At 68.0% G+C, this 11,488-nt stretch carries 10 protein-coding genes and 1 tRNA gene; 2 read left to right on the forward strand and 9 right to left on the reverse strand.

Translation table 11 applies throughout. The annotated features are described in order from the left end of the window. Positions 1–55 precede the first annotated feature (55 nt). Positions 56–787, reverse strand: coding sequence for a CoA transferase subunit A (locus ACFHNC_RS00290; RefSeq protein ID WP_437167196.1), 732 nt, complete (start codon positions 785–787; stop codon positions 56–58). Positions 788–928: 141 nt separating this feature from the next. Between ACFHNC_RS00290 and ACFHNC_RS00295 the strand changes: the two genes are divergently transcribed. Beyond that, a tRNA-Ala gene (locus ACFHNC_RS00295) sits at positions 929–1,004 on the forward strand. A 55-nt stretch (positions 1,005–1,059) separates the two neighbouring features. Here the strand turns inward: ACFHNC_RS00295 and ACFHNC_RS00300 are convergent. From ACFHNC_RS00300 to ACFHNC_RS00325, 6 genes are all read right to left on the reverse strand, one after another. Next, positions 1,060–1,404, reverse strand: a complete 345-nt coding sequence (locus tag ACFHNC_RS00300) for a hypothetical protein (protein ID WP_437167197.1) — start codon at positions 1,402–1,404, stop codon at positions 1,060–1,062. An 83-nt stretch (positions 1,405–1,487) separates the two neighbouring features. Then, positions 1,488–3,392, reverse strand: coding sequence for a potassium transporter Kup (locus tag ACFHNC_RS00305; protein ID WP_437167198.1), 1,905 nt, complete (start codon positions 3,390–3,392; stop codon positions 1,488–1,490). A gap of 46 nt (positions 3,393–3,438) precedes the next feature. After that, entirely contained in the window at positions 3,439–4,233 is a 795-nt protein-coding gene (locus tag ACFHNC_RS00310; RefSeq protein ID WP_437167199.1) for an amino acid ABC transporter ATP-binding protein, read from the reverse strand. Positions 4,234–4,256: 23 nt separating this feature from the next. Then, on the reverse strand, positions 4,257–5,399 hold the full coding sequence (locus ACFHNC_RS00315) for an amino acid ABC transporter permease (protein ID WP_437167200.1): 1,143 nt from the start codon (positions 5,397–5,399) through the stop codon (positions 4,257–4,259). Positions 5,400–5,401: 2 nt separating this feature from the next. After that, entirely contained in the window at positions 5,402–6,607 is a 1,206-nt protein-coding gene (locus ACFHNC_RS00320) for an amino acid ABC transporter permease (RefSeq protein ID WP_437167201.1), read from the reverse strand. A 248-nt stretch (positions 6,608–6,855) separates the two neighbouring features. After that, positions 6,856–7,887 carry an amino acid ABC transporter substrate-binding protein gene (locus ACFHNC_RS00325; protein WP_437167202.1) on the reverse strand — a complete coding sequence of 344 codons (1,032 nt, stop codon included), beginning with the start codon at positions 7,885–7,887 and terminating at the stop codon, positions 6,856–6,858. Positions 7,888–8,140: 253 nt separating this feature from the next. On the opposite strand from ACFHNC_RS00325, the gene ACFHNC_RS00330 reads away from it, so the two are divergent. Further along, the gene (locus ACFHNC_RS00330) at positions 8,141–9,049 is read left to right on the forward strand and encodes an ornithine cyclodeaminase family protein (protein WP_437167203.1); all 909 of its coding nucleotides are present in this window, start codon (positions 8,141–8,143) and stop codon (positions 9,047–9,049) included. Between the two features lie 2 nt (positions 9,050–9,051). Here the strand turns inward: ACFHNC_RS00330 and ACFHNC_RS00335 are convergent, their stop codons facing one another. Together ACFHNC_RS00335 and glgX are read right to left on the reverse strand one after the other, a co-directional pair. Continuing rightward, complete coding sequence (locus ACFHNC_RS00335; RefSeq protein WP_437167204.1) at positions 9,052–9,315, reverse strand: hypothetical protein; 264 nt, start codon at positions 9,313–9,315, stop codon at positions 9,052–9,054. Between the two features lie 73 nt (positions 9,316–9,388). After that, positions 9,389–11,488, reverse strand: coding sequence for a glycogen debranching protein GlgX (glgX, locus tag ACFHNC_RS00340; RefSeq protein WP_437167205.1), 2,100 nt, complete (start codon positions 11,486–11,488; stop codon positions 9,389–9,391).

The following is an 11,488-nucleotide window of genomic DNA, read 5'->3' on the forward strand; positions in this document are numbered from 1 at the left end:
ACAGTGGCTTGCGCGAAGCCAAGGGCGCGGAGCGCCCGCCCGGCGTCTGAGGGCATCAAATATCGCCACCGGCGCCAGCCGGCGCCGGGTGCTTGCGGATGGTGCGCTGTTCGATCCGCTTCTCGAAATCCGGCGGCAGCGCGATCATGCGCTTCACGAAGATCCCGGGGGTGTGGATGTGGTCCGCATCGATCTCGCCGTTGCGGACGATGTGTTCCACCTGCGCCACCGTGACCTTCGCCGCGGTCGCCATCATCGGGTTGAAGTTCCGCGCCGTCTTCCGATAGACCACGTTGCCTTCATGGTCCGCCATCCAAGCGTGAATGATGGCGAGGTCGGCGAACAGGCTGCGTTCCATCACGTAATGCTCGCCGTCGAATTCCCGAACCTCCTTGCCCTCCGCCACCGCCGTGCCGTAGCCGGTCTTGGTGAAAAAGGCCGGGATTCCGGCGCCGCCGGCGCGGATACGCTCCGCCAGCGTGCCCTGCGGGTTGAACTCGATCTCCAATTCGCCGGCCAGGTACTGCTTCGCGAAGGTCGCGTTTTCGCCCACGTAGGAACTGATCATCTTGCGGATCTGCCGCGTGTGCAGCAGCAGGCCGAGCCCGGCATCATCAATGCCCGCATTGTTGGAGATGACCGTCAGGTCCTTCACGCCGGATTCCCGGATCGCCTCGATCAGGACGGAGGGAATGCCACTGATGCCGAAGCCGCCGGACATGATGGTCATGCCGTCCCGCAACAGCCCGGCGAGTGCCGCTTTCGCATCCCCGTAGATCTTGCCCATCGCCGCCCGTGCCCTCCAGCCTTGATGTTCCGGACCCTATTCGGGTCCGGCGCGCGACGGAAGGGGGTTGCGAAACCCGCCTGGGGGTGGCTTGCGCGCCCCCCGACCGGCGGCTATACGGCCCGCCTCGCGACTGTGTGCGGGGCCATAGCTCAGTTGGTAGAGCGCTTGAATGGCATTCAAGAGGTCTGGGGTTCGACTCCCCATGGCTCCACCAGATTTTCGGAAAGGGCGTCCACCGCAGGGTGGGCGCCCTTTTTCATGGGGCGTGTTCAGCCTACCGCCACGACGCGCCAGGCGGCCGCGGCGCCATCCGGCATGCGGATCGTCACCACCTCCCCCGGGCGCAGCCAGCCGCCGGCGCCCAGGATGCGATGCAGCGGCGCCTCGTCCAGCGAAGCGTCGTGCTCCGAAAAGCGAAGCGACCAGCCTTCCTCATCATGAGCCACATCGCCAGGCACGGCAGGAGCGTCTGGCGCCTCCAGCAGCGCCGGCCAGGGGTTCGGGTCGTCCACCCATGCCTGCTCATCCGGCGAGCCCTGCGCGTCCAACGCCATGGCGAAGACGATGCGATGGTTCGCATCACCCTGCGGGTCCGCCGGGCTCCAGGTTCGCACCAGCGTCACCTCAACCAATCTCGACGCGACCACCTGCACCCTCCCTCGCCAACATTCTGCAACGCGGCAGAAGGACGTACGTTTCAGATGGCCACCCGTACGCCAAGCTCCACCACCCGATCCGACGGGATGCGGAAGAATTCCGTGGCGGGCTGCGCATTGCGGCTCATCAGCGTGAACAGCCATTGGCGCCAGCGCGGCATTTTCGGCACCACGGCGGCCACCACCGTCTCTCGCCCCAGGAAGTAGCTGGCCTGCATCGGCTCGAACGGAATGCCGATGTCGCGCAGCGCCTCCAGCTCCTTCGGCAGATTAGGGCTTTCCAGGAAGCCATAACGCAGCAGCACGCGGTGGATGTCGGGCGCCAGCTCCGTCACCTCCCGCCGATCCTCGACGCGGGGGATGTCCTCGTTCAGCACGGTCACGAACAGCACCCGCTGATGCAGCACCTTGTTGTGCTTCAGATTGTGCAGCAGCGCGCCGGGCACGAAATCCGCCTGGCTGGTCATGAACACGGCAATCCCCGGCACCCGCAAGGTGCGGGATTGCGGCAGCCGGGCGAGGAAGGATTTCAGCGGCAGGCTGTCCTGCCGGAAGCGGGCGAACAGCAATTCCCGGCCGCGCCGCCAGGTCCGCATCAGGGTGAACAGCGCGATGCCCAGCAGCAGCGGGAAGTAGCCCCCATCCGGCACCTTGAGCAGGTTGGCGGCGAAATACAGCACGTCGATCAGCAGGAAGGTGCCGAAGACCGGCAGCGCCAGCCACAGTGGCCAGCCGAAGCGGCGCCAGAACACCACGCCGGCCAACAGGCTGGTGCAGACGAAGGTGCCGGTCACCGCCAGCCCATAGGCCGCGGCCAGCGCGTCGGAGGAGCGGAATTCCAGCACCAGGATGATCACGCCGAACAGCAGCATGAAATTCACCTGCGGCATGTAGATCTGGCCCTGCTCCGTCTCACTCGTATGGCGGACCGTCATGCGCGGCAGAAGGCCGAGTTGCATGGCCTGCCGCGCGACGGAGAAGGCGCCCGAGATCATCGCCTGGCTGGCGATGATGGTGGCCGCCGTGGCCAGCAGCACCAGAGGCAGGCGCAGCGCCTCCGGCGCCAGCAGGAAGAAGGGGCTTTCCAGCGCCTCCGGCTGCGACAGCAGCAGTGCGCCCTGGCCGAAATAGTTCAGCACCAGCGCCGGCAGCACGATGAACATCCAGGCGAAGCGGATCGGCTTTGCGCCGAAATGCCCCATATCGGCATACAGCGCCTCCCCCCCCGTCACCGCCAGCACGACGGCGCCGAGCGAGACGAAGGCGGCGATGCGGTATTCCATGCTGAAGGCAATGGCGTGGTGCGGCGAAAGCGCCGACAGCACCAGCGGGTTCTGCACGATCTGCGCCAGGCCGAGCAGCGCGAGCACCAGGAACCAGACCGCGGTGATCGGCCCGAAGATCGCGCCCATGGACCCGGTGCCGCGATACTGCACCAGGAACAGCCCGATCAGCACCGCGAGCGACACCGGGATCACCGCCGGCTCCATGACGGGCGAGACCACCTTCAGCCCCTCCACCGCCGAGAGCACGGAGATCGCCGGCGTCACCATGCCATCGCTGAAGAACAGACCGGCCCCGGCGATGCCCACCACCATCACCAGGCGGCGGGCCCGGCTGCCCGGTGGCATCGCATTCTGCGCCAAGGCGGTGAGCGCCATGATGCCGCCCTCCCCGCGATTGTCGGCGCGCAGGATGAAGCCGACATATTTCACCGTGACGACGATGATCAGCGACCAGAAGATCAGGCTGAGGATGCCGAGAATCTCGAAGGGTGAGATGCCGTCATCCGCGAACAGCAGCAGCGAGGCGCGCATCGCATAAAGCGGGCTGGTGCCGATATCGCCATAGACGATGCCGAGAACACCGATGACGGCGGCCAGCGAGGCGGGGCGGGCGGCGGGATGGCTCAAGGTGAGCTCCAGATGCGGAACGGGCGCAGGCATAGGCCCGCGCCGCCACCCACCGCAAGCGCGCCGGGTCTGGCCGGGCTCAGTGCCCGCGCAGGATCTGGCTCAGGAACAGGCGCAGGCGGTCGGTCTTGGGGGCGCTGAACAGCGCCTCCGGCTCCCCGCTTTCGACGATCTCGCCCTGGTCCATGAACACCACGCGGTCGGCCACCTGGCGGGCGAAGCCCATCTCGTGGGTCACGCAGATCATGGTCATGCCGGTCTCCGCCAGCATCACCATGGTATCCAGCACCTCCTTGATCATTTCCGGGTCGAGCGCCGAGGTCGGCTCGTCGAACAGCATGATCTTGGGCTTCATGCACAGCGCGCGGGCGATGGCGACTCGCTGCTGCTGGCCGCCGGAAAGCTGGCCGGGGTATTTCTTCGCCTGTTCCGGGATGCGGACCCGTTCCAGGTATTCCATCGCCAGGTCTTCCGCTTCCTTCTTCGGCATCCGGCGCACCCAGATCGGCGCCAGGGTGCAGTTCTCCAGCACCGTCAGGTGGGGGAACAGGTTGAAGGACTGGAACACCATGCCGACTTCGCGGCGGATCGCATCCAGGCTGCGGAGGTCGTCCGACAGCTCGATGCCGTCCACCATGATCTTGCCCTGCTGGTGCTGTTCCAGCCGGTTGATGCAGCGGATCATGGTGGATTTGCCGGAACCGGACGGCCCGCACACCACCACGCGTTCGCCGGTCGCCACGTTCAGGTTGATGTCGCGCAGCACATGCAGCGTGCCGAACCACTTGTTCACGTCTTCCAGCACGATGGCCGGCGGCGCATCGGTCCGCATGGCGGAGGCGAAGCGGCCCTCGGTTTCGATGGTCTGACCCATATTCAGCTTCCCTGTGCTCCGCTTCAGCGGCTGCGATGTTGGTTGAGGTCGCGTTCCAGATCCTGGCTGTACTTCGACATGGCGAAGCAGAACACCAGGTAGATGGCACCGACGAAGACATAGACCTCGATCCCGAAGCCCTGCCAGGCAGGCTCCACGATCGCGGTCTTGCCGGCGGTCAGCAGGTCGAAGATGCCGATGATCAGCACCAGGGACGTGTCCTTGAAGAAGCCGATGAAGGTGTTCACCAGCGGCGGAATCACCAGCCGCAGCGCCTGCGGCAGGATGATGAAGCCGGTCTTGTACCAATAGGGCAGGCCGAGCGCATCCGCCGCCTCATACTGGCCGCGCGGCAGGGTCTGCAGCCCCGCGCGCACCACCTCCGCCAGATAGGCGCCGGCGAACAGGGTGATGGCGACCTGCGCGCGCAGCAGCTTGTCGATGTTCATGCCCTCCGGCAGGAACAGCGGGAACATCACGCTGGCCATGAACAGCAGGCTGATCAGCGGCACGCCGCGCACCAGCTCCACATACAGCACGCATAGCATCTTGATGGCCGGTAGCTTCGAGCGCCGCCCAAGCGCCACCAGGATCGCCAGCGGGAAGGCGAAGGCCAGGCCGAAGGTGGACAGGATCAGCGTGATGGGCAGCCCGCCCCAGCGTTCCTGGGGCACATAGGACAGGCCGAAGATGCCGCCCCACATCAGCACGCCGATCAGCGTCAGCGTGCCGATCCAGATCGGTATCAGCACCCAGGACCAGAAGCGCCGCATGGCGGAGACGATGTACAGGCCGATGAACAGCGCGCAGACCAGCAGCGGCCGCCAATGTTCATCGTAGGGGTAGGTGCCGAACAGGATGAAGCGATGCTTCTCCCCGATCACGGCCCAGCAGGCGCCGGCGCCTTCCAGGTCCCGGCAGGCCTGGGTCTGCGGCACGTTGCCCTGCATGGGCACCGTCCAGATGGCGTTGATGAAGGCCCAGTCGATGAAGCCGATGGTCCAGCGCACCAGCAGATAGGCCAGCGCCAGGGATACGGCGGTGTTGATCCAGGAGGAGAAAAGGTTGGTCCGCAGCCAGGCCACAGCCCCCGTGCTGACCACCGGCGCGGAGCGCGGCGCGGCTTCCGGATTGGCGGTGGCGGCATTCAGCGTCACGTCGCTCATGCTCAGCGCTCCACCAGCGCGATGCGCGCATTATACCAGTTCATGAAGAAGCTGATCGACAGGCTGATGGTCAGGTAGACCAGCATGATGATGGCAATGCCCTCGATCGCCTGGCCGGTCTGGTTCAGCGTGGTGTTGGCGATGCTGACGATGTCCTGGTAGCCGATGGCCACGGCGAGCGAGCTGTTCTTGGTCAGGTTCAGGTACTGGCTGGTCATCGGCGGAATGATGACTCGCAGCGCCTGTGGCAGCACGATGCGCTTCAGGATGTCGCCGCGGCGCATGCCGAGCGCCTGCGCGGCTTCCCATTGCCCCTGGTTCACCGCCTGGATGCCGGCGCGGACGATCTCCGCGATGAAGCCGGCGGTGTAGGTCACCAGGCCGAGCAGCAACGCGAAATACTCCGGCGTCATGGTGATGCCGCCCTGGAAGTTGAAGCCGCGCAGCGCCGGGATATCCGGCGTGAAGGGCGCGCCGAGTAACATCCAGACCAGCAGCGGCAGCCCGACCATCAGCACCACGGCCGCCGGCCACACCTTGCGGGGCTGGCCATCGGCATATTGCCGCGCGCGCATCGCCCTGGAGAACAGCAGCGTACCGATGACGCCCGCCACCAGGGCCAGAAGCGCCCACCAATGCGCTGGCATCCATTCAATGAAGGGCAGCAGAAGCCCGCGATTGGACAGGAACACGCCATCCACCGGGTTCAGCGCCTGGCGCGGCCCCGGCAGGCTCTGCAGGATGGTGTACCAGAACAGCAATTGCAGCAGCAGCGGCAGGTCGCGGATCACCTCCACATACAGGCCCGCGACCTTGGACAGCAGCCAGTTCCTGGACAGCCTGGCGATGCCGACCAGCGTGCCGAGGATGGTGGCCAGCACCACGCCCACCATCGCCACCTTCAGCGTGTTCAGCACGCCCACCATCAGCGCGCGGCGGTAGGTGTCGGTGGGCTCGTAGGAGATCAGGCTTTCGCCGATCGGCAGTCCGGCCTCACGGTCCAGGAAGCCGAAGCCGGTGGCGATCCGGCGCACCTCCAGATTGTGGACCGTGTTGGACCACAACCAGTAGAAGATGGCCGCGACCACGCCGACCACCAGCACCTGCCAGACGATGCCGCGCAGGCGTTCATCGGACCAGGACAGGCGAATCGGTCGGCGGGGCGGCCCGGCCTTGGCGAGGCGCGGATCGGCGGTCGAGGAAGACATGCGGCATCCCTGTTGCGGAGTGGCTCCCGCAGGTTGGCTCCTGCTGGCGCTGTTGAGTCGCATCGAAAAACGTGACGCAGCCAGGGGTCTGCCGGGGCAACAGGGGCTTCGGGGCCATGGTCCTTGCAAGAGCTGGGCCACTGGCGCGCAATCCCGGGGCTGCGGGCAGGATCGCCTGTCGTCGAGGCCGGGCGGCACGCGGGCCGCCCGGGTTGGGCTTCACCCGGCCGAGGCCGGGTGATCGGGGCTCAGCGCAACGGCGGCGCGTATTGCAGGCCGCCATTGGTCCACAGCGCGTTCGGGCCGCGCTGCAGGCCGATCGGGCCCAGGTTGCGCTCGAACATCTCGCCGTAATTGCCCAGCGTGCGGATGATGTTCACCATCCACAGATTGTCGACGGTGAGCATCTGCCCGAGATCGCCGCTGCGGCCGAGCATGCGCTGCACGTCCGGCCGCGCATCGGATTGCGCCGCCTGCTGCACATTCGCCGCCGTGATGCCCAGTTCTTCGGCACCCACCAGGCCGAAATGGATCCAGCGCACCAGGTCGGCGAAGCGCTGGTCACCATGGCGGACTGCCGGGCCAAGCGGCTCCTTGCTGATCACGTCCGGCAGAATCATGTGGTCCGCCGGGCGCGGCTGCGCCGAACGGGTGGAGGCGAGGCCCGAGACGTCCGTGGTGTAGGCATCGCAGCGGCCGGAGACGTAGGCCCCTACCACTTCCTCAAGCCGCTCGATCACCACCGGGGTGAAGCGGATGCGGTTGGCGCGCGCCCAGTCGGTCAGGTTCTGTTCCGTGGTGGTGCCCGGCTGCACGCAGATGGTGGCGCCGTTCAGGTCCCGCGCGGTGCGCACACCGGCGGAGGTCTTCACCATGAAGCCCTGGCCGTCATAGAAATTGATGCCGGTGAAGTCGAAGCCCAGCGAGGTATCGCGGGACAGGGTCCAGGTCGTGTTCCGGGCCAGCATGTCCACTTCGCCGGACTGCAGCGCGGTGAAGCGGTTCTGCGCCGTGGTCGGCACGTAGCGGACCTTGGTCGGGTCGTTCCACAGCGCCACGGCCACGGCGCGGCAATAATCCACGTCGAAGCCGCGCCAGACGCCCTGGCTGTCCGGCTGCGCGAAGCCGGCAAGGCCGGTGTTCACGCCACAGATCAGCGTGCCGCGGGCGCGGATCGCGTCCAGGGTGGCGGCGCCGGTGGGGGCCTGGGCCATCGCCGGGGCGACCATCATCGCGGCACCACCGATCGCGGCGGCCAAAGTCAGGCGGAGTGCCTTCATACCGTCAACTCCCTTATCTCGTTGCGAAGCCTTGGGCCGCCCGGTTCTTCCGACGGCACGGTCCCTGTGGTGGCCCCAGGGTTCATGCTGCGCCAGCGCCGGGCGGTGAGCAACGCGCGAATCTGCGCGCCACGACGCTTCGCTAGGCGGCGCATCCGCGCATGTCAAACGGTCCATCTTCCTGCCATTTTGCCCCGCCGGCAGGGTGTGCAACCGTGTGCCACCCCCGCCGGAAGGGAAAGGATTTGCCACGATGCGGATGATGACGGCGGAGCAACTGCGGCACGCCCTGCCCTGGGCCGGGCTGGAGGCGGCGCTGGAGGCGATGTTCCGCGACGGCTGCGAAGCCCCGCTGCGGCACCGCCACGCCCTGCCCGAATCCGGCATGCTGCTGCTGATGCCGGCCTGGACCGCCCGTCACAGCGGGGTGAAGACCGTGCATGTGCTGCCCGGCAACGGCGCCCGCGGCCTGCCGGCGGTGCAGGCGGTGTACCTGCTGTCCGATGCCGTAACCGGCCAACCCCTCGCGCTGCTGGATGGCGGGGAGCTGACGGACCGCCGCACCGCCGCCGCCAGCACGCTGGCCGGGCGTTTCCTGGCACGGCCGGATAGCCGCCGCCTGTTGGTGCTCGGCGCCGGACGCGTCGCCGCCGCCCTGGCGGAGGCCTGGTGCGACCGCTTCCCGATCTCCCAGGTCGCGATCTGGGCGCGCAAGCCGGCGCAGGCGGAGGCGCTGGCCGCGCGGCTGGTGGCGCATGGCCTGCCGGCGGTGGCCGCCGCCAGCCCGAAGCCGGCCGGCTTCGACATCGTCTCCGCCGCCACCCTGTCCGAGGTGCCGCTGGTGCTGGGCGCGGAAGTCTCGCCCGGCACCCACGTCGATCTGGTGGGCGCCTTCCGGCCGACCATGCGCGAATCCGACGGGGCCCTGCTGGCCCGCGCCACCCTGGTGCTGGACACGCGCGCCGGCGGGCTGGCCGAGGCCGGGGATGTGGTGCAGGCCATCGAAGAAGGCGCGATCACGGCGGCCCATGTCGCCGCCGACCTGTTCGACCTGTGTCGCGGCACCCACCCCGGGCGCCGCAGCGCGGAGGAGATCACCGTGTTCAAATCGGTCGGCTGGGCCGGCGAGGATCTGGCCGCCGCCGTGCTCGCCACCACCTAAACTCAGCCCCGGCGGGGGCGGGCGGGGGAGATATCGACCGGGCCGCCGCGAAGCTGCGCCTGTTCCATGGTTTCGCCCGGCTGCGTCTCCCCGGGCTGGATCGGGTTGTCGACGGTGCCGCCGGCATCTTCAGGCCGGGTGCCGGAGGCACCCTCGGGCGACCCGGTGCCGGTCTCACCCTCCCGCACCCGCTCGCCGCCCGGCAGGGTGGGGCGCAGCGCGTCCTCGGACCCCTTGGCCTCTCCGACCCTGTCCTTGTCATCCATGTCCGACCCTCCATCGCAGGCGCCAGACCAACGCCACGGTGCCGGGTCCGGTTGCTGCCTCAGCCCACAGCCCTCAGCCCCCGGGCAGCCGCGCCGCAACCACCACCAGCGCCCCGGCCTCCACCGTCACGCCGCCGTTGAGGCCGTGAGCGATGGTTTCGGGCAGGGACGAATCCAGCAGCATGTGCCAGCCACCCGGCACATCCTCCGGCAGTACGAAAGCCACCGGGGCGTCATTCGCGTTCAGCAGGACGCGGATGACGTCGAGGCCCTGGCCGGACGCGGCGGCACCCGCAAGCTGCAGCGCGAAGGCCCGCTGCGCCGGGGCGTGCCAGCTTTCATCGGAGATCACGTCCCCCTCCGGATCGAACCAGGCGATGTCCGGCACGCCCGGTCGCACTTCCGTCCCGTGCAGGAACAGGTCCGACCGCAGGACCGGGAAGTCGCGGCGCAACGCGGCGAGCCGGGCGGTGAAGGCCACCATGGCGGCACCGACGCCCGATTCCGCGGTCTCCCAATCCATCCAGCCGATCGGCGTGTCCTGGCAATAGGCGTTGTTGTTGCCGCCCTGGCTGCGCCAGGCCTCATCGCCCATCAGCAGCATCGGCGTGCCATGAGACAGGAAGACCGTGGCCAGCATGGCGCGTGCGAGGCAGCCGCGGCGGGCGCGGATGCTCTCATCCTCCGTCTCGCCCTCCTCCCCCCAATTGGCGCTGTGGTTGTCGGAATGGCCGTCCTTGTTGCCTTCGCCATTCGCCTCATTGTGGCGCTCGGCGTAGCTGACGACGTCGCGCAGGGTGAAGCCATCATGCGCCGCGACGAAGTTCACGCTGGCCCAGGCCAGGCGGCGGCCGTGGTCGAACAAATCGGCGGACCCCGCCATGCGGCCGGCCATTTCGGGCCGCAGCCCCTCATCGCCGCGCCAGAAGCGGCGGACGGTGTCGCGGAATCGGTCGTTCCATTCGGCGAAGCCCGGCGGATGATTGCCGAGCTGGTAGCCACCGGGGCCGAGGTCCCAGGGTTCCGCGATCAGCTTCACCTGCGCCAGCAGCGGGTCCTGCCGCAGCGCGTCGAAGAAGCCGGCGCCCGGGTCGAAGCCGGTCGGCTCCCGCCCGAGGTTGGAGCACAGGTCGAAGCGGAAGCCATCGACGCCGTATTCGGTGACCCAATGCCGCAGGCTGTCCATGACAAGCTGGATGACGCGGGGGTGCGACAGGTTGAAGGTGTTGCCGGTCCCGGTATCGTTGATGTGGTAGCGCTCATGCTGCGGCAGCAGTCGGTAATAGCTGGCATTGTCGATGCCGCGGAAGGACAGCGTCGGACCCATCTCGTTGCCCTCCGCGGTGTGGTTGTAGACCACGTCCAGGATCACCTCGATCCCGGCATCCTGCAGCCGGTGGATGGCGATGCGGGCTTCCTCCGGATCGCGGCGCGACAGGAAGCGCGGCTCCGGCGCGAAGAAGCCGAGCGTGCTGTAGCCCCAGTAGTTGCGCAGGCCCTTCTGCACCAGGAAGCGGTCATCGACGAAGGCGTGGATCGGCAGCAATTCCACCGCCGTCACGCCGATCCGCACCAGATGCTCGATCACGCGCGGGTCGGCCAGCGCGGCGAAGGTGCCGCGCTCATGCGGCGCGGCCTCCGGCAGCGTCGCGGTCAGGCCCTTCACATGCGCCTCATAGATCACCGTCTCGCGCCAGGGGCGGTGCAGCCGCGGCCGCGTATCCGGCGCGCGGGGCGCCACCAGCAGCGCCTTCGGTACGCCGGGCGCGCTGTCCCGGCGGTCGAAGGACAGATCGGCGCGCTGTGCCCCGATGCGGTAGCCATACAGCGCGTCCGACCAGCGCAGCTCGCCGATCAGCGCCTTGGCGTAGGGGTCCAGCAGCAGCTTGTTCGGGTTGAAGCGATGCCCCTCCTGCGGCCGGTAGGGGCCGTGGACGCGGTAGCCATAGGGCCGGCCTGGCGCGATGCCGGGCAGGTAGCCGTGCCAGACACCATCAGTGCATTCCGGCAGTTCGAAGCGGTCGGACTCGCGCTTGCCCTGGCGGTCGAACAGGCACAGCACGACCCGTTCGGCATGTTCCGAGAACAGCGCGAAATTGGCGCCGGACCCGTCATAGGTGGCACCGAGCGGATAGGGCCGCCCGGTGTCGAGACGCTCTGGAAACCGGGGCAA

The organism is Falsiroseomonas sp. E2-1-a4, assembly GCF_051433165.1.
In the GTDB taxonomy this organism is placed as follows: Bacteria; Pseudomonadota; Alphaproteobacteria; order Acetobacterales; family Acetobacteraceae; genus Falsiroseomonas.

Bases quoted from the DNA above. Each gene is read 5' to 3' on its own strand.
- ACFHNC_RS00290 (WP_437167196.1), bottom strand. From the start codon at position 787: ATGGGCAAGATCTACGGGGATGCGAAAGCGGCACTCGCCGGGCTGTTG.
- ACFHNC_RS00305 (WP_437167198.1), bottom strand. From the start codon at position 3,392: ATGCCTGCGCCCGTTCCGCATCTGGAGCTCACCTTGAGCCATCCCGCC.
- ACFHNC_RS00315 (WP_437167200.1), bottom strand. From the start codon at position 5,399: ATGAGCGACGTGACGCTGAATGCCGCCACCGCCAATCCGGAAGCCGCG.
- ACFHNC_RS00310 (WP_437167199.1), bottom strand. From the start codon at position 4,233: ATGGGTCAGACCATCGAAACCGAGGGCCGCTTCGCCTCCGCCATGCGG.
- ACFHNC_RS00325 (WP_437167202.1), bottom strand. From the start codon at position 7,887: ATGAAGGCACTCCGCCTGACTTTGGCCGCCGCGATCGGTGGTGCCGCG.
- ACFHNC_RS00335 (WP_437167204.1), bottom strand. From the start codon at position 9,315: ATGGATGACAAGGACAGGGTCGGAGAGGCCAAGGGGTCCGAGGACGCG.
- ACFHNC_RS00320 (WP_437167201.1), bottom strand. From the start codon at position 6,607: ATGTCTTCCTCGACCGCCGATCCGCGCCTCGCCAAGGCCGGGCCGCCC.
- ACFHNC_RS00330 (WP_437167203.1), top strand. From the start codon at position 8,141: ATGCGGATGATGACGGCGGAGCAACTGCGGCACGCCCTGCCCTGGGCC.